The organism is Vibrio splendidus, assembly GCF_003345295.1.
GTDB lineage: Bacteria > Pseudomonadota > Gammaproteobacteria > Enterobacterales > Vibrionaceae > Vibrio > Vibrio splendidus_K.
In genome coordinates, this window is record NZ_CP031056.1 from 1,352,162 (window position 1) to 1,374,030 (window position 21,869).

The window sequence follows — 21,869 nt, forward strand, 5'->3', positions numbered from 1 at the left end:
CCTCCTTTCTAACTAACTCTTCTAATAATTAAGGACATTTTTATCTGTTCTCAAGTTTATTTAGCGAAACAAACAATATTATTTAGAAGAACAAGCAATAAAAAAGCCATGTATCAATAACCCTACATGGCTTTAATGAGGGCAACTTTACGCTGCCCTATCTACTTGTTGGTTTAGACTAAATGTCGGTTCAGACTAAAACTAAGCCTTCTCGATTAAATCGAGCTTTGGTCGAAGTCGTTGCCTTGATCTGTTCCAGTTTGAGAATCTGAATCGAAGCTTCCAGAGTCGTCCGTGAAGTCAACACCTTGATCTTGACCACCTGAACTTGTCCAGTCGCTGCCTCCAGATTCCATACCCGCCATGTCTGGTTGCTGCTCTTGGGTAGAACCTTGCATGGTGTATTGATCATCGACCTCAACCTCAACAGAACCGCTAGCACCGTCTATTGAACTACCCAATTCGTCGTAACCTTGGAATTGGATCTCGCTAGTACCTTCATAACCTTCTGGAAGTTCAACGGATACAGGCTGCTCTAGGTTGCCACTGATTGTGAAGCTACCATCACCGTTATCCAGTGCGTTGCTCACAGTAGCGCCCTCAGGTAAGCCAGACATATCAGCGTAATCAACCGATTCGTTACCACTCACCTCATCTGGAATTGAGATAGAGATGGTATCGCCCGGTGCCGCGGTTACATCTGCTGTGCTGCCTTCAGCTTCAGCATCTTGAGCTTGGTCATCAGCTTGTTGAGCCACTTCCACTTGTTGCTCTTCTGTTGCTTGAGCAGCTTGGACTTGTGGTTCATCACTTTGCACTGATTCATCGGCCACTTGGATACTTACACTGTGGCTTGATACTTCACCGCCATCGTTAACGTCAACATTCATTGCTAAGTTGCCATCGAAGTCTTCGTTTGGCCAGTAGGTCCACTCACCTTCGCCAGATTCAGCAAAGAAGCCTGCATCATTCGCGTCTGCAACATCGACAACTTGTGCAGAATCACTCACGCCTAACTCATCCACCAGCTGTGCATCCGTAATAGTTAGTGAACCATCATCAGCTAAGGCATAACCTTCACTCGCCGCTGCTTCATCTCCGCCTTGGATATCCACATTGAAGAAGCTTTCGATGCGATTTTCGCCATCGGTCGCTATAAATCCAACTTGAACATCACCGGTGTAGTCTTCAGCAGGTGTGAATTGATAGTTACCTTGGTTATCGCTCTCAATTACGCCCTGACCTTCCATCAAGCTTACTGACTCAATGCTCAAGCTATCGCCTTCTGCATCGCTCAGGTTCGCTAGCATGTCTTGATCCGTGAACGACAAGGTTGCATCTGCTGCGATTTCCGTCGTCGTGATGCTGTTAACTTCTGGTGCTGCATTCTCTTGTGAGTCGCCTTCTTTCACGACCACGCCAGTTTGCTCATCATGAAGCACGCCATCTTTATCAACCACGTAAGCTATGTCTGCTTCGCCAGTGAAGCCTGGTGCTGGTGTGAACGTCCAAGTGCCATCGCCATTATCGACAATCTCACCTTGGCTGCGGTCAGCAAGATGAACCAATTTCACTTCATCATCGCTGTCAGCATCCACATTCTCAGCCAAACCAATTAGGTCGTCCGCCGTTAGGATGATGGAATCACCCGCTACGGTTTCGAAATCACCAGAATCGATGCCATCTTCAAACGCTTCCGGTTCATCTCCGTAATCAACCGTTGTTGCGCTAACCGTTACGAAGAACTCACCATGGAAGTCTTCAGGAGGCGTCATTTGAATGTTTGAGATATCCCAATCGAACAGGTCGATGTATTGACCCGGCTCGGTGATCATCACGGTATTCACACCATCTGTTACCTCGAATCCAACAGGGAAACCTGTCATCACTAGGTTACTTAGTGTTTCTGAATCATCGACTAAGCCAACGTTCAGTCCTAAGTGACCCGTTTCATCTTCGCCGAACACCAATGGACCGTCATGGTCAGTTGAAATAACCGCGCCATCTGCGACAGGACGTACGTATACAGGAACATCGAGAACCGTTTCAAACTCACCGTCACTCACGACAACTTGCAGGTCAGAAACGCCCGCAAAATCGCCTGTTGGTGTGAATGTCCAAGTTCCATCGCCGTTGTCTGTTACTTCTCCGCCATCTTCACCGTCTGCGGTGATAATGCGAGAAACAACAAGGTCAGCGGTATCAATATCACCGAACAAGTTCATCAAGTCGCCAGCATCGAAGGTGAACGCGCCATCTTCGCCTGTGGTCATCATTGCGTTGCCGACATTGAATGGTGCGTCGTTAACCGGAATGACATCCACATTCAGCGACCCATCAACCACTTCTTCACCGTCAGTAGCTTGATAACCCAGTTCCACTAAGCCATTAAAGTCTTGAGTAGTCACTAAGTGATACATGCCGTCTGGTTGCTGAGTTAAGGTCGCGTTCGCTGGAGCTCGAACTGTGATGCTCTCAATGCTGATCTCGTCGCCATCAAGGTCTGTCACTTGATCCGCGATGTAAGCCGGGTCAATCACCATGACCACATCTTCTTCGCCTTGCATCTCAATCATTGGCGCTTCAGGTGCATCATTCACTGGCGTAACATCGATGTTGCCGTCGACTGAAATTGTCTCTTGGCCATCGCTAACGTTAAACGTCATTGGCACATCGCCATTGAAGTTTTCGTTCGGCGTAAATGACCAAGTACCATCTTCGTTGTCTAGCAACTCACCCAAGCTAGAGTCGATTTGTAGACCAGAAGCTGACAGCTCATCTGCGGTGTTATCGATGTCGGTAGCTTGAGCTAACAACATGTCTTGTGTGATAAGAATGGTGCTGTCTTCGGCTGTGGTTAGTTCCACTTCCTCAGATTCTGGTCCATCGTTCACAGCCAGAACTTCGATACCTGCCGTCGTTGTTGCAGTTGCACCGTCATCATCGGTTACAACCACATCTAGGCTGATATCACCGTTAAAGTTCTCACTCGGCGTGAAGGTCACAGATCCATTATCGTTTTGCACCAAGGTGCCGTCAGAGCCCGAGTAAGTCACACTTTCAAGCGACACTTCACCATCAACGTCCGAGCTATTAGCAATTAGCTGTTCAGGGCTAATTGTGATGGTGCCATCTTCGTTCATTTGGTAAGACGTTGAACCCGCAACCGGCGCATCGTTAACATCCGTTACCGTCACATCAATATTGGCATCGACTGTCTCAGTGCCATCAGTCACTGTGAAGCCAAGGTTTACATCGCCATTGAAGTTCTCGTTCGGAGCAAAGCTATAAGTGCCGTCACCGTTGTCAGTGAACACACCCTCTGCGCCCGTGTAAGACACGTCAGCGATAGACAGGTCATCACCATCAATATCCGCAGCGCCTACTAATAGGTCAGCGTCAGTGAAGGTTAACGTACCATCTTCCTCAACGGTAAAGCTTTGGTCAGCAGCCGTTGGTAAGTCATTGACTGGGTTAACCGTTAGGTCGACGCCAGCTTGAACAGTTTCAAGGCCATCTGACACATCGAAGCTTAGGTCTATGTCGCCGTTGAAGTCAGCATCCGGAGTGATAGTAAATGAACCATCATCGTTCGCTGTTACGGTCGCATTGTCACCTGCGGATAGGTTACTTGCGGTCAGTGCATCACCATCAACATCGGATGCGTTAGCCAGCAACTGCTCTTGAGACAGCGTAATTGAACCATCTTCATCAACCGAGTAAGCCACGTTTCCTGCTACTGGAGCGTCGTTAACAGCAATCACTTCAATACCAGCGGTAGTTTCAGCCGTTGCGCCATCGTCATCAATAACCGTCACATCAAGACTGATGTCGCCGTTAAAGTTTTCATTTGGAGCGAAGGTGACTGAACCATCTTCATTTTGAACCAAGATACCGTCTGCACCTGAATAGCTCACGCTATCAAGCGACACTTCACCGTCCACATCGGAGCTATTAGCAATCAACTGCTCAGGGCTCAATGTAATAGTGCCATCTTCGTTCATTTGGTAAGACGTTGCGCCTGCCACTGGTGCATCGTTAACGTCTGTTACCGTTACGTCGATATTTGCATCAACCGTTTCTGTACCGTCAGATACCGAGAAGTCCAGACTTACGTCACCATTGAAGTTCTCGTTCGGTGCAAAGGTGTAAGTGCCATCGCCATTGTCGGTAAACACACCCTCTGCGCCAGTGTAAGACACATCGGCAACTGAAAGCTCATCACCATCAATATCAGAAGCACCCGCTAGCAGTTGCTCGTCTGTAAAGGTAAGTGAACCGTCTTCTTCAATGGTGTAAGCGACATCTTCTACAACCGCGATGTCATTCACTGGATTCACAGTAAGGTCGGCCGTTGCAACAACTGTTTCAGTACCATCAGAAAGGTCGAAGCTTAGGTCAATATCGCCATTGAAGTCGGCATCCGGAGTAATGGTAAATGAACCATCATCGTTTGCCGTAACGGTAGCGTTATCACCCGCAGTTAGGTTGGCAGCGGTAAGATCATCGCCGTCCACATCCGATGCTTGAGCAAGCAGCTGCTCTTGGCTTAGTGTGATTGAACCATCTTCATCCACTGAGTAAGCCAAGTCACCTGACACTGGCGCGTCGTTAACCGCGATAACTTCAATACCCGCAGTGGTTTCAGCCGTTGCACCCTCTTCATCAGCAACGGTGACATCTAGGCTGACATTGCCGTTGAAGTTTTCATTTGGTGCGAAGCTGTAAGTACCATCACCATTGTCAGTAAAGATACCGTCTGCGCCTGAGTAGGAAACGTCGCTAACGGATACATCACCTTCAATGTCTGAGCTGTTCGCAAGAAGCTGTGCTTCAGAGATGGTAATCACGTTATCTTCGTCAACGCTGTAGGTCGTTGAACCTGCAACTGGCAAGTCATTAACGGCAATAACGTCGATACCTGCGGTTGTTTCAGCGGTTGCGCCATCTTCATCCATAACAGAGACATCAAGACTGATGTCACCGTTAAAGTTGTCGTTTGGAGCAAAGGTGTAAGTACCATCACCATTATCAGTGAATACACCATCAGTGCCGCTGTAGCTTACATCGCTGACAAACACTTCCCCTTCAACATCCGAGCTATTCGCCAGAAGTTGTGCATCGCTTAGGGTGATACTGCCGTCTTCTTCAACGCTGTAAGTAGTAGAACCCGCTACCGGTACGTCATTGATTGGAACCACTTGAACATCAATATTCGCCGATACAACATCCGTACCATCACTCACATCGTAAGTTAGGTCGACATTACCATTGAAGTTCTCGTTTGGCGCAAAGGTGTAAGTACCATCGCCATTATCCGTGAACACACCGTCTGTGCCTTCGTAGTTAACCGACTCGACAGAAAGGTCATCGCCATCAATATCCGTTGCACCAGCCAATAGCTGTTCATCGGTAAAGGTCAGCGAGCCATCTTCATTAATGGTGTAGTCGTGGTCGTAAATAACCGAAAGGTCGTTAACTGCTGTTACAGTAACGTCTAGTTCCGCAGGCGTAACCCCGCCGTTGCCATCGTCCACGTTGTAACTAATCGAGAATTCACCATTGAAGTTCTCTTCCGGTGTAATGGTGTAAGTACCATCACCATTGTCAGTGATAAGAGCGTTCTCAATGGAAACATCTCCAACACTTGGTTCGTTTCCGCCCGTATCACCAGAATCATCACCTTCATCGCCAGTTAGCAATTCAGAGATATCAATGCCGTTTTCATTCGCAAGCGCTTCTTCTGCCGTTGGCAAATCGAACGCATTTTGAGTGCCGACATCTTGGCTTGGAACAATGATGCCATTCACGATATCGAATACATGCCAGTGGTCACCTGATGGGTTATCAGATAAATCCGGGCTGAAGGTTTCAACCAATGTATCGCCAACGAACACCTGAACCTGTACATCTTCAACACCATCTACATCCCAACTTCTGCTGGTGTAGTTGTGTACTGAATAGTGCATGTCAGCATCTTGATAATTTGGAATAGTGATGGTTTCAGGACCACCACCATTCGTGTCATCTACATCTTGTTGGACGACATTGCCTTCACCAAGATCATGGCTCATATCGCGGTAGTAGATATGGTCTAGCTCATTGCCAGACTCTGTATCGTAAAGCCATAGGTGATTATCCATATCACGAGGACTTTCCCCCCAGGTCACGACGATACGCATATCTGTTTCTTCAAGGACTTCAGATATAGCGGTTACGCCACCGTTGGTATCTTCGCCTGCTGGAACCAGGAAGCTGCTGGTAATAGAGCCTTCTTGTTCAATAGTAACGGTACCTTGGTCAACAACAGGACCACTCACAGAGTAGTGACCAGATTGGTCTGTCACCGTGGTGTATGAGTGACCGGCGTTATCGGTCATTGTGACGTCTGCACCAACGACTGGGCTACCCGTTTCAGCATCCAGCACCGTACCGGTTACGGTCGTTTCATCGCCTTGCTCTCCGATAATTGCGGTCATGTCATCGTCTTCGATGTCAGTCGCGAATTGTAGGAGCTCTTCTTGAGTAATGGTGTATGAACCGTCTTCTTCAATGGTTATCGCAACATCAGCAGAAACAATTGGCGCATCGTTAACTGGATCAACCGTCAAACCTAAGTTAACCGCAATCGGTGTGTCACCATCGCTGATACTGTAAGCCACATCGATGTAGCCATTGAAGTTTTCGCTTGGAGTGATCGAGAATGTGCCATCGCCATTATCGACAATCGTTGCATCATCTCCCACCAAGGTTAAGTCGGAAGCAACAAGGTCATCACCTTCAATATCAGCAGCATTCGCAAGTAACTGCTCCTGCGTGATAGTGATGACATTATCTTCATCAACGTTCGCGTAAACATCAGATGTCGTTGGCAAGTCATTGACTGGGTTTACCGTCAGATCGGCGTTTGCCACAATTGACTCTGTACCATCCGAAATATCAAAGCTTAGGTCGATATCGCCATTGAAGTTCGCATCTGGCGTTACCGTAAAGGTACCATCGCCATTATCAACAACGGATGCATTATCGCCTGCGCTTAGGTTGCTTGCGGTCAGGTCATCGCCATCCACATCAGAGGCTTGAGATAGCAACTGCTCTTGAGTCAGAGTAATAGAACCATCTTCATCAATGCTGTATGCCAAGTCGCCCGATACTGGTGGATCATTAATTGGAAGAACATCAATGCTTGCCGTTGTAGCTGTCGTTGCGCCATCCTCATCGGTCACCACGACATCAAGGCTAACATCGCCATCGAAGTTTGCGTTTGGCGCGAAGCTGAATGTTCCATCGCCATTATCAGTAAAGATGCCGTCAGCGCCTGTGTAGTTAACGCTATCAATCGCCACTTCACCTTCAATATCAGAAGAGTTCGCCAACAGTTGCTCTGCACTGATGGTGATAACTTCATCTTCGTTCACTGAGTAGCTGGTAGAACCTGCGATTGGCGGATCGTTCACCTCAAGTACGGTGATTCCTGCTGTGGTCGCTTCTGTTGCTCCTTCTTCATCGGTAACAACAACCGCTAAGCTCACATCACCATTGAAGTTTTCGTTTGGCGAGAAGGTGTACGTGCCGTCACCGTTGTCTTCGAACACACCGTCACTGCCAGTGTAAGTCACGCTATCAATCGCAACCTCACCTTCAATGTCTGAAGAGTTGGCTAGTAGCTGTTCGTTACTAATCGTGATTGAGTTGTCTTCATGAACAGTGTAAGACGTACTACCCGCCACTGGAGGGTCGTTCTCCGGCGTTACGCTCACATCAATATTGGCTTGAACCGTGTCCGTGCCATCTGACACATCAAAACTGAAGTTCACATCGCCATTGAAGTTCTCGTTTGGTGCAAAGCTGTAGCTGCCGTCGCCATTGTCAGTAAGAACACCGTCCGCACCCGTGTAAGTCACACCTTCTACTGTTAGGTCGTCTCCTTCAACATCGGTTGCGCCAGTTAACAAGTCAGTGTCCGTGAAGTTAAGAACACCATCCTCACCAATAGTGAATGCTTGATCTTGTGGCTCTGGCGCGTCATTGACTGGCGTTACTGTCAAGTCTAGACCGGCTGCCACCATCTCTTCTCCATCGGTGACATCGTAACTAAATTCGGTATTACCGTTGAAGTTTTCACTTGGGGTAATGGTGAAGCTACCATCGTCGTTCATTTCAATGGTGGCATTTTCATCATTGGTGGTTAGGTTGATTGCTGATAGGTCATCACCATCAATATCGACAGCGTGTTCTAGCAGCTGTTCTTGCGTTAGCGTGATGCTATTGTCTTCGGCAGTGACTGCACTGATATCCCCATCAACTTCTGGAGCATCATTTGCTGGAGAGATATGAATCGTCACATCTTGTGTTGCCGTTGCGGTGGTGCCTGTATCAACATCAGTCGATGTCGCTTTAACGGTTAGTACCACATCACCATTGAAGTCACCTGAAGGGATAAACTCTAGCCCTTCTAGTTCTCCTGGTTGCAGTGACCAAGAGCCATCACCGTTATCCGTACCTGCAGAAAGCGAGCTTCCTTCCGGCACATCTTCGATCAAGATAGCAAGGTTTTCTGAACCATCCGTATCCGTTAGTGCCGCATCAATATCCAGTGGTACTGGCGTATCTTCGGTACCAATGATTTGGTAATCCGCGTCAGACACTGTGATTTCAATGTTGTCGATACCAAATGACTCATCACTCACGCTTTGGTTCAAGGTTGATCCGAAGCCTAATTCAAGTTGGCCGTCTTCAACGGGTACCGTTAGGTTGATTTGGTGTGCTTGGTCATTCCAACCACTGAAGCCTTCACCTTGCGATACGCCATGGACGACTTCACCCACTTCATTGCCAGCTGAATCGTACAACGTTGTCGTGCCATCTTCGGTACGGAACGCAGAATTATCTAGCGAGGTAAGCTCTTCGCCGCCTACAAAGATTTGGAACGACTCTCCATCCCAAGAATCAATTTCGTAGAAGCTGAATGAGATATTCACTTCGCTCACATCACTTGGAATGTCGTAAGTTTTACTGACCGCTTCATCGCCACCAGTGCCACCAATACGACCCAACATGTCACCCGACTCAAAGCCTTGTGAGCTTTCAGTACCCGCATTCCAGCCATTTGAGCCAGACTCGAAGTTATCTGAAGCAATCACCAAGTCAGAGGCAATCGACAGCTCAGGCATATCAACCACAGATTGAACATCAATCGTCGCTTCTGCTGGTACTGTCGCTGTACCGTCATTCACGTCGAACGTCACATTCACATTGCCGTCGAAGTTTTCATTCGGTGCGAATGTGTAAGTACCATCGCCATTATCAACCAAAGAACCGCTGTCAGAAGCGACATTTTCAACCGACAAGTTGTCGCCATCAATGTCACCTGCATTTTGCAGCAGTTGCTCTTCTGTGAAGGTAAAGCTGGTGTCTTCCTGAGTGGTGAATTGTGGTTCACCGACTGTTGGCAAGTCATTCACAGGGTTAACCGTGAGATCTGCCGTTGCTTGAATCGTTGCATCACCATCGGTAATGTCGAAGTTCAAATCAATGTCGCCATTGAAGTTCGCATCTGGCGTAATGGTAAAGCTACCGTCATCGTTTACAGTGACGGTCGCATCACCACCAACGGTCAGGTTAGCCGCTGTTAAGTCATCGCCGTCAATGTCACCAGCTTGAGCAAGTAATTGCTGTTGGCTCAAGGTAATCGAACCATCTTCATCAACGCTGTATGCCAAGTCACCTGATACCGGAGCATCGTTAACAGGCAGAACATCAATGCTTGCGTTGGTCGCTACGGTTGCGCCATCTTCATCAGTCACGACAACATCAAGGCTTACATCGCCATCGAAGTTAGCGTTTGGTGCGAAGCTGAATGTGCCATCACCATTATCGGTAAAGATACCGTCTGAGCCGGTGTAGTTAACGCTATCAATCGCCACTTCACCTTCGATGTCTGAAGCGTTCGCCAACAGTTGCTCTGAACTGATGGTGATGACTTCGTCTTCGTTGACTGAGTAACTGGTTGAACCCGCAATTGGTGGATCGTTCACCTCAAGTACAGTAATTCCAGCTGTCGTTGCTTCAGTTGCACCGTCTTCATCGGTCACAACAACATCTAGACTAACTTCGCCATTGAAATTTTCGTTTGGCGAGAAGGTATACGTACCGTTTCCGTTGTCTTCGAATACACCATCGGCACCGGTGTAAGCCACACTATCAATCGCCACTTCACCTTCAATATCTGAAGAGTTAGCGAGTAACTGTTCGTTGCTAATGGTAATCGAGTTGTCTTCATGAACCGTGTAAGACGTACTACCCGCAACCGGTGGATCGTTCTCTGGTGTCACGCTCACATCAATATTGGCTTGAACCGTATCGGTACCATCTGATACATCAAAACTGAAGTTCACATCACCATTGAAGTTCTCGTTTGGCGCAAAGCTGTAGCTTCCGTCGCCATTGTCAGTAAGAACACCGTCGGCACCGGTGTAAGTAACGCCTTCAACCGATAGGTCATCCCCATCGATATCGGTAGCTCCTGTTAGCAAGTCTTCATCTGTGAAGTTCAAGATGCCGTCTTCGCCAATGCTGAACGTTTGATCTTGAGGTTGTGGAAGGTCATTAACTGGATTAACGGTGAGGTCAGCCGTCGCAACCAGCGTATCGGTACCGTCGCTAATGTCGAACGTTAGGTCAATGTCGCCATTGAAGTTCGCATCTGGTGTAATGGTAAAGCTACCATCATCGTTAGCAACGACTGTCGCGTCTCCATCAACAATTAAGTTAGAAGCAGTAAGGTCGTCTCCGTCTACATCGCTCGCTTGAGAAAGAAGTTGCTCTTGGCTCAAGGTAATTGAACCGTCTTCCTCTACGCTGTATGCCAAGGCTCCTGATACTGGAACATCATTGATTGGTAAGACATCAACCGTAATATGAGTATCAACTTGAGCGCCGTCTTCATCTTGAATGGTCACATCCAACTGTACTTGGCCGTTGAAGTTTTCATTCGGTGCAAAGCTACATGTGCCGTCACCATTGATGGAGAAGATTCCGTCAGGGCCATCGTAGTTAATCTCGACGAGTTGTACATCACCTTCGATATCAGATGCGTTCAATAGAACTTGAGTCTCATTGAAGGTCAGTACAGAATCTTCATCGATAGTGTATGACGTTGGACCAGCCACAGGAGGGTCGTTTACCTCAAGGACTGTAATACCCGCGGTAGTCGATACGGCAGCATCATCTTCATCAACCACGACAACATCTAGGTTAATTTCGCCGTTAAAGTTTTCGTTTGGAGAGAAGGTATAAGTACCGTTGCCGTTGATTTCCAACACACCATCACTGCCACTGTAGGTGACGCTGTCAATTGCCACCTCCCCTTCGATATCCGAAGAGTTCGCTAATAGCTGTTCGTTACTGATCGTAATGGAGTTGTCTTCATGAACGGTGTAAGACGTGCTACCCGCCACTGGAGGATCATTCTCTGGCGTCACGCTGACATCAATGTTAGCGGTTACCGTATCGGTACCATCTGATACATTGAACGAGAAGTTCACATCGCCATTGAAGTTTTCGTTTGGCGCAAAACTATATGTGCCATCGCCGTTATCTGTGAGAACACCGTCTGCGCCAGTGTAAGTCACACCTTCAACACTTAGGTCGTCCCCTTCAATGTCCGTTGCACCCGTTAATAGGTCTTGGTCATTGAACGTTAACACGCCGTCTTCACCGACGGTGAATGTCTGGTCTTGTGCTTCTGGGCCATCATTCACTGGTGAAACGGTTAACTCAAGGTTGGTAGAGACAACATCATCACCATCCGATACATCAAATGTGAAGTTAACATCACCGTTGAAGTCAGCATCTGGCGTTAATGTGTACGTACCATCACCGTTATCTGTGATAGTTACGCTCTCATCATCGGTTGCTAAATTCAGAGCGGTCAGCTGGTCGCCATCGAGATCACGAGCATTAGCTAACAAGTCTTCTTGCGTAATGATGATAGAACCATCTTCTTCCACAGTTGCAGCAACAGGAAGTGCTTCAGGTGCATGTTCAATGTGGGCGCCTGTCGCGTTAATGTAGATGGTTTGAGAGACCATTTCAGAATCATCATTCGATAGCTCTGTTGCGGTTGCTGTTACATGAACTTCAAGCTGTTCGTTGAAGTCTTCTGGTAACTGGATTTGTAGTGCATTTTCGATAGCCGTTGTTGGTAGGTTCACCGTACCATCAGGACCAACCGTCACTTCACCACTGTAGATTTGGCTGTTCACTTCACCGACATCGATTGTGAAGTTGAAGTCTGAATAGTCAGCATCACCGCCACCATACAAATCTTCAAATCCGTAAACCAGCTCGCCGTCTTCATTAACCGTCGTGCGCGTATGTTCGATACCATCTTGGTTTAGCTGAGAGCTTGAACCACCATGGAAGATCGCGTCACCATTCTGCCCTTGAACTACAGTTTCAGTTCCATCGGCAGCAACAAATACAAGTTGAGGATCAACCGTATCCATGTTTGCAGGCGAACCATCCGCTGCACGGAACTCGTACTGACCTTCCTGCATCGCGTCAAAGTCATTGTGCTGATGCCCGTTTGGAATCAAGAACAGGTTGAAACTTTCACCTTCTTCAACTTGGAAGCTGAACTGGTCTTGCCCGGGAACAAGGTCACCACCGCCACCCACTTGTGATGCATTTTCATAGACAACTTCAACACCCGTGATGTTGCCGTCTTCGTCAACTTTGTAGTAACCCGCTGCGTTTTGGTAACCTGCCGTTTCACCTTCAAACGTTACTGTAATTTCAGTGTCGTTGTAACTGGTGATACCGTTCTCTTGGTCATTCAGAACGCCTTCGTTATCGTATTGAATAACCGAACCTTCTGGCACACCATCTACAGTTACGGTAAGTGTTTCAGACAAGTCCTGGTCGACAAGCGCCGCTGCAATATTCAGTTCAACAATGCCGCCTGGCTCAACCAAAATCGCTTGGTCATCGACGTTAACGCCATCGCCATCGGTAATCACAAGATCCGGCGCATCTGCGACCGCTTCAATATGAACGTTAAGGTCTTGCTCTACCTCGTCAGTTCCGTCGGTAACCGTAAAGCTGAACTGTAAGTCACCACTAAAGTGCTCTTCAGGAACGAAGCTGAACGTGCCATCGCCGTTATCGGTGACTGTGCCTTCATCACCAGAGTAATTGATGCTAGTAACGCTTAAGTCGTCGCCATCAATATCAATCGCACCACTCAACAGATCTTCTTGAGTGAACAGGATGCTGCCATCCTCTTCAATGTGGTACATGCCTGGAGCAACGATTGGAATGTCATTCACCGGATTCACGGTCAATGTCATGTCATTAGACGTGCTCAGCTCACCGTCGCTCACCTCATAAGTGAATGCGATATCACCATTGAAGTTTTCCGAAGGCGTCACTGTGTACGTGCCATCATCATTATTTACGATGGTGGCGTTTGGATCGTTGGTTTCCAGCGCGCTCGCAAACAGCTCATCACCATCTTGATCGCTCGCGTTTTCCAACAACATCTCTTGCGTAACGAGAATTGAACCATCTTCGTCGACATCTGCAACCATTGGCGTCGCTTCTGGCGTATCATTGACGAACTCAACTTTTAGGTCGATGTTTGCCGCCACCACCTCCGTGCCGTCGCTCACATCAAACGCTAAATCAACATTGCCGAAGAAGCCCTGCTCTGGCGTTAATGTGTATGTACCGTCACCGTTGTCCGTGACTTCTACCGTGTCGCTCGCGCTAGTCACATTCACAACAGACAGCTCATCGCCTTCAACGTCTGTCGCTTGTGCTAATAGCTCAGCTTCGGTAATGGTGATTGCTTGACCATCTTCCGTTGTGAAAGACATATCCGGTACGTCTGGCGCATCGTTGATTGGATTTACGGTCAGGTTAAGACCGGCTGCCACTGTCTCAATTGCGTCAGTGACATCGTAAGTGAACTCAATCTCACCAAAGAAGTCTGCACTTGGTGTGATTGTGAAGCTACCGTCTGAGTTTTCTACAATAGCCGCATTTGGATCGTTGGTCGCAAAGTTAACCGCTTCAAGGTTGTCACCATCGACATCGGTTGCATTCGCCAACAAGTCCTCTTGCGTAATGGTGATTGAACCATCTTCATCAACCGCCGCTTCAATTGGGCCACTAACCTCTGGGCCTTCGTTGACAATCTCAACGTCTACTCTTGCAGAGCTTGGCGCGCTTGCTTGACCATCACTGATATCGAAGGTCAGATTCACTTCACCGTAGAAATCTTCTGCAGGTTCGAAGGTAAAGGTATTGTCACCATTATCCGTTAATGTACCTTGCGTTTGGTCTGCAAGTAGTAGGTTTTCAACATGAAGAATGTCGCCATCAACATCGGTCGCACCAGACAATAGATCTTTTGCTTCGATGATCATAGAGCCGTTTTCAAGCATTTGGGTGTGTAGCGGCTCACCTGAAACAGGAATATCGTTGACTGGTATAACTGTTAGATCTAGGTGCGTTGCTACTTCATCGGTGCCATCGAAGACTTTGTAATCGATGTCGATTTCACCATTGAAGTTTTCATTCGGCATGAAGGTAAATGTGCCATCGCCGTTGTCGACCAAGTCACCGTTATCACCACCGTAAGTGATGTCAGAAATAGACAGCGTATCGCCTTCTACATCTGTAGTGTTCGCCAATAAATCATCAGCACTAAAAGTAATACCTTGGTCTTCGTCTGTCGATAGCACCATTGGACCAGAAACGATTGGCGCATCATTCACCGACTCGAAGTTAATGTTAATGATGTTGTCGTCGGTCAGTTCACCATCGGTAACTTGATAACCCAGTTCGATTTCACCATGGAAGTTTTCATCCGGTGTTACCGTCCAAGTACCATCACCATTATCAGTCAGTGTTGCATGCTCTGAGTTTTCACCCACCAGCTCTAGATTTTGAATATCAAGGTCGTCGCCATCAATATCAGAGGCTTGTGCCAGTAGCTGTTCTTCTGTAATCACAACAGAAGCAAACTGAGCAGAACCATCGGTATCGATAGTGATATTTGGAAGATCAGCCGTTAGCTCGATTTCGTTGTCACCCGCATGGATGTTCAACTCAACCGTTTCAGTGATTTCAGAACCGTCTACACCAATCGAAGTAAACACGGCTTCATCATGACAGGTTTGTGACACTGTCATGTTTTGAACGACGTAAGTACCATTTCCTTGTATTGTACCAAGTTCAAAGTAAGACACAGGTTCAGAAACAGTAAGCGTGTAATCAGTCTCGTAACCACCACGATCTTCTTTGTGGTAAGTCATCGAGTCAATTAGGTCGCCATCCTCATTGAATGCTTTAATTTCTACTTCTGTAAAGTGACGTGACTCTTCCATAAACCAACCACCTAAACCATCTAGGTGGAAACTGATTTCATTGATGTCTTGACCTTCAACTGAAACTGTCAGTTTTTCATCACCACTCAGCCCTTGGCGGTCTGTATCACCAAGGCCGTGACCAATGTGTGTATTGCCATTCCAAGCACCTAGAGGATCATCGTTACTTTGAACGGTTACTGTTAAGTCACCATCTGAGAACTCACGAGTATAAGGGTCAACTTCTGTACCCCAGTCATCCACACTCGCGTTATCGTCAAACGTACCGATTTGTGTAGTGTGTGTGCCTTCAGCCAGAGCATCTTCACTTGGAACAAAGCGCACTTCTGTATCTGCAGGAACTTCTTGTCCTACTTCCAGTACCACCCATTCATCATTGACATTCGCTTCAATAATGCCGTTTTCTGGCGCTTGGTCTAAACGCAGTGCGGGCTCTTCACGCAGAGTCACACCAACTGTTTGGTCTTCTTGCGCTTGGATGAAGATTTCATCGCCCGCTTCCGGCGCATCATTGACTGGATTAACCGTTAGATCGAGCGTGGTCAGAACTTCATTGTCACCATCACTGATGCTGTACGTGAAGTCCAACTCACCATTGAAGTTTTCTGTGTGCGTAATAGTGAATGAACCATCGTCATTAGTAACAATTGTTGCGTCTGGATCGTTGGTTTGTAAGTTAGATGCCGTTAACTCATCACCTTCAACGTCAGTTGCATTCGCAAGTAACTGCTCTTGAGTAATGGTAATTGAATTATCTTCGTCGACTTCAGCCTGAATGCCGGACGTTTCAGGACCGTCATTCACGGCAATAACATCAATGCCTGCTGTGGTTGTCGCCGTTGCACCATCTTCGTCAACGACGACAACGTCTAGTGAGATGTCTCCGTCGAAGTTTTCATTTGGCGTGAAGGTGTAGGTGCCATTACCGTTATCAACGAACGAACCATCGTCACCAGCGTAAGTAACGTTCGATAGAGCAACATCACCCTCTACATCTGAAGAGTTAGCTAATAACTGTTCATCACTGATCGTGATTTGGCCATCTTCTTGAACTGTATAAGCTGTCGAGCCCGCTACAGGTGGATCGTTCTCCGGCGTTACACTTACATCAATATGGGCGGCTGTTGAACCCGTGCCATCAGAAACATCAAATGAGAATTGAACATCACCATTGAAGTTCTCGTTTGGTGCAAAGCTGTAAGTGCCGTCACCATTATCACTAAGAACACCATCAGCGCCCGTGTAGAGCACGTTTTCAATCGACAGCTCATCACCATCAATATCCGACGCACCTGCAAGCAGATCAGCATCGGTGAAGAGTAACGTACCGTCTTCTTCAATCGTGAACTGTTGATCTTGCGCTTGTGGCAAGTCATTCAGTGGATTAACTGTGATATCTAGACCAACTTGAACCTCACCACCACCGTTATCGATGATATCGAAGTTCAGGTCTAGGTCACCGTTGTAGTCTGCGTCTGGTGTAATGGTGTAGCTGCCATCGTCGTTTTGTTGGATGGTCGCGTTTTCGTCGTTTGACAGGTTAATAGCTTCTAGGTTTTCGCTATCAATATCTCCGGCACGTGCTAGCAATTGCTCTTGGCTTAGCGTGATGGAGCTGTCTTCATTGATGGTGTAAGCCAAATCGCCCGATACTGGCGCATCATTGATTGGCAATACATCAACGTTAATCTGTGTTTCAACGGTTGCACCATCTTCATCTTGAATGGTCACACCCAGTTGAACCTGACCATTGAAGTTTTCATTGGGTGCAAAGCTGCATGTACCATCACCATTTACAGTGAAGATACCGTCTGATCCATCGTAGTTAATGCCGACTAACTCTACATCGCCTTCTACATCCGAAGCATTCACAAGAATCTGAGATTCGCTGAATGTCAGTACCGAATCTTCGTCAATGGTGTATGACGTTGGGCCCGCAACCGGTGGATCATTCACCTCTAGAACTGTAATGCCCGCAGTGGTTTCATCAATCGAACCGTCTTCATCGGCAACAATCAAATCAAGGTTGATATCGCCACTGAAGTTTTCATTAGGAAGGAAGGTGTAACTGCCGTCACCATTATCTTGGAACACACCATCGGTACCACTGTAGGTCACGCTATCAACCGATACCGCACCTTCAACGTCAGAAGAGTTTGCTAACAATTGCTCATCAGAAATGGTGATGGCGTTGTCTTCGTTGACCATGTACGAGGTTGAACCTGCAACGGGTGGATCGTTCTCAGGCGTCACAGACACATCAATGTTAGCGCTGACCGTTTCTGTACCATCAGACACATCGAAACTGAAGTTCACATCACCATTGAAGTTTTCATTTGGCGCAAAGGTATAAGTACCATCACCGTGGTCGGTCAATACGCCATCGCCACCTGTATAGCTAATACCTTCAACGGTTAAGTCATCGCCATCAATATCGGTGGCACCGGTAAGTAGATCGGCATCTGTAAATTGCAGAGTACCATCTTCTTCAATGCTGAATTGTTGATCTTGAGGAACCGGCAAGTCATTAACTGGATTAACCGTAAGATCGGCGGTTGCTTGAACTGTGTCAGTACCATCAGTAATGTTGAATTGAATATCAATGTCACCATTGAAGTTCGCTTCTGGAACGATGGTAAAGCTACCATCATCATTGGCGGTTACTGTTGCGTTGCCATCTACCGTTAAGTCGCTAGCGGTTAGGTCTTCGCCCTCAACATCAGACGCTTGAGACAACAGCTGCTCTTGGCTCAATTTGATTGAACCATCTTCGTTAACGTTGTACGCCAAATCACCCGATACTGGCGCATCATTGATTGGCAATACGTCAACATTGATGACGGTTTCAACTTCTGCACCATCTCCATCACGAATGGTGACATCAAGCTGTACTTGGCCATTAAAGTTCTCATTCGGAGCGAAGCTGCAAGTACCGTCACCATTTACTGAGAAGATGCCGTCAGGACCATCGTAGCTAATACCAACAAGCTCTACATCCCCTTCAACATCAGAGGCATTTAGTAGCACTTGTGATTCGTTGAAGGTCAGTACTGAATCTTCGTCAATGGTGTAAGACGTTGGGCCTGCAACTGGTGGATCGTTTACTTCAAGAACATTGATACCAGCGGTCGTCGCATCGGTCGCACCATCTTCATCAGCAACAACCACATCCAGTGCAATTTCACCGCTGAAGTTTTCATTTGGCGAGAAGGTGTACGTGCCGTTACCATTGATTTCCAATACACCGTCACTACCTGAATACGTCACACTGTCGATAGATACATCACCTTCAATATCTGAAGATGTTGCCAATAGTTGTGCATCAGAAATGGTAATCGAATTGTCTTCATTTACGGTGTAAGACGTAGAACCCGCAACTGGTGGATCGTTCTCAGGAGTCACACTAACATCAATGTTTGCAGACACCGTATCGGTGCCATCAGATACATCGAAGCTGAAGCTCACATCGCCATTGAAGTTTTCATTTGGCGCAAAGCTGTATGAGCCCTCACCCAGGTCAGTCAGTACGCCATCAGTACCTTCATAAGTGATACCTTCAACCGTTAGGTTATCCCCCTCAACATCTGTCGCGCCTGTAAGCAGATCCGCGTCTGTGAACAGTAAAGTACCGTCTTCTGCAATATTGAACTGTTGATCTTGGGGCACTGGCAGGTCATTAACTGGATTAACGGTTAGATCTGCTGAAGCTTGAACTGTGTTGGTACCATCAGAGATATCGAAGTTGATATCGATGTCGCCATTGAAGTTCTCATCTGGCGTAATCGTGAAGCTGCCATCATCGTTTTGAGTAACGGTTGCATCACCACCAACCGTTAGGCCGCTGGCCGTCAGGTCATCGCCTTCTACGTCAGATGCTTGAGAAAGCAGCTGTTCTTGGCTCAAACGAATCGAGCCGTCTTCGTCAATTGAGTACGCTAGGTCACCAGAGACAGGTGCATCATCAACCGCTGTAACGCTCACATCAATGTTGGCAGAGACCGTATCGGTACCATCTGAGACATCAAAGCCGAAGTTTACGTCACCATTGAAGTTCTCATTCGGAGCAAAGGTGTAAGTACCATTACCGTTATCAGTAAGAATACCGTCGCCGCCATCGTAGGTCACACCTTCAACAGTCAGGTTATCACCTTCAATGTCTGTCGCGCCTGTTAATAGGTCTGCATCGGTGAAGATGAGTGTGCCGTCTTCTTCGACACTGAACTGTTGATCTTGAGGAACTGGCAAGTCATTGATTGGATTAACAGTTAAGTCAGCAGAAGCTTGAACCGTGTTAGTGCCATCTGAAATATCAAAGCTGATATCGATATCGCCATTGAAGTTCTCGTCTGGCGTGATGGTAAAACTGCCATCGTCGTTTTGAGTAACTGTCGCATCACCACCAACCGTTAGGCCACTAGCAGTTAGATCATCGCCTTCGACATCAGATGCTTGAGACAGTAATTGCTCTTGGCTTAAACGAATCGAACCGTCTTCATCGACTGAGTATGCAAGGTCGCCAGATACTGGTGCATCATCGACTGCTGTTACGCTTACATCAATGTTTGCAGCAACCGTGTCTGTACCGTCTGATACATCGAAGTTGAAGTTTACGTCGCCGTTGAAGTTTTCATTTGGCGCAAAGGTGTACGTCCCATTACCGTTGTCGGTAAGAATACCGTCGCCGCCATCGTAGCTCACACCTTCAACAGTCAGGTTGTCACCTTCAATGTCTGTCGCGCCTGTTAATAGGTCAGCGTCAGTGAAGATAAGTGTGCCGTCTTCTTCAACACTGAACTGTTGGTCTTGAGGAACTGGCAGGTCATTGATTGGGTTAACGGTTAAATCTGCAGATGCTTGAACTGTATTGGTACCATCTGAGATATCAAAGCTGATATCAATGTCGCCATTGAAGTTCTCATCTGGCGTGATGGTAAAGCTGCCATCATCGTTTTGAATAACTGTCGCATCACCATCAACCGTTAGGCCACTAGCAGTTAGATCATCGCCTTCTACGTCAGATGCTTGAGACAGCAGTTGCTCTTGGCTTAGACGAATCGAACCGTCTTCGTCCACTGAGTACGCAAGGTCGCCTGATACTGGCGCATCATCGACTGCTGTTACGCTTACATCGATATTTGCCGCTACCGTATCGGTACCGTCTGATACATCGAAGCTGAAGTTTACGTCACCATTGAAGTTCTCGTTTGGCGCAAAGGTGTAAGTACCATTGCCGTTGTCGGTAAGAATACCGTCGCCGCCATCGTAGGTCACACCTTCAACCGTAAGGTTGTCACCTTCAATGTCTGTAGCACCAGAAAGAAGGTCAGCGTCGGTGAATACAAGAGTTCCGTCTTCCTCTATTTCAAACGTTTTATCTTCTGGTACAGGTGCGTCATTAATCGGACGTACCGTTAAATCAATTGCGCTGCTAATCGTTTCTTGGCCGTCACTGATATCAAAAGTAAGGTCTAGCTCGCCATTAAAGTCAGCGGAAGGTACAACTGTGAACGTACCGTCACCATTATCTTGAACCGTTGCATCAGCACCAACTTGAACGTTAGATGCAACCAGTTCGTCCCCATCTACATCACTTGCGTATTCGAGTAATTGTTCTTGAGTGAATGTTATGGAGCCATCTTCATCCATGATGTAAGCCAGATTTTGTTCTGCTTCTGGCGCATCATTTTCACTTTCTACTTGGATTTTAAACGTTTCGCTTACTGTTTCAGAATCAAAGTCATCCTCTACTTCACTGATGGTCTCTTCATCTGAAGCTTGAACATCAACGGCAAATGTCTCTTCGACTGTCTGTGAATCGAGGTCGTCACCGACTTGTTGCTCACCCGATTCAGAAGATGTAGAACTCGACGCTGCAGAGGTACGTGCAGCTTGGCCTTGTTCTTCATTACCTTCAGCGTCTGCTCCACCTGTCGCAGACTCTGCGTTATCGCCACCTACTGCTTGAGCGCCAGCACCTGCTCCGCCACCACTGCCAGCAGCATTGTCCGAGCCAGCTTCCGAAGCCGCACCACCGACTACATTGGATTGAGCTGCATCAGAATCTCCATCGCTTTCTGGCGTCTCGTCTTGAACAGCCGCACCAGAAGCCGACGCATCTTCAGCATTACCTGCACCACTCGGATTGTCTTCTAAAGCCTGATTAACCTCGTCGGCCGCATCCGTGTTTTCAGCACCCGTCGCTATTGTCGACGCAATCGTATTTTGTTGATTTTGTTGATTCTGCTGTTGGGAGGGCGTACCCGCGTCGTTCGTGTCCGTTTGTTCTACCGCGTCATTTAGATCTTCATTTTGGTTGTTTTGGTTATTTTCGCCTGCCATTACAGCCTCCGTTGCTACTAGCTAACTGATCGTATTTAGAGGCATTAAAGGACACCATTTTGAAAAACCAAGTTTTTATACAACATTTTTCATATTTTTCTTTTTATGCATAAAGAATCAAAAAAAATTTGAAAA

The 21,869-nt window shown here is 47.2% G+C and carries 1 protein-coding gene; it reads right to left on the reverse strand.

Annotated elements, in window-relative coordinates; all coding sequences use genetic code 11:
• Positions 1 to 215 precede the first annotated feature (215 nt).
• A complete protein-coding gene (locus DUN60_RS21665) occupies positions 216 to 21,734 on the reverse strand; it encodes a tandem-95 repeat protein (protein ID WP_114635416.1) in 21,519 nt (7,172 codons plus the stop codon).
• Between the last annotated feature and the right edge of the window lie 135 nt (positions 21,735 to 21,869).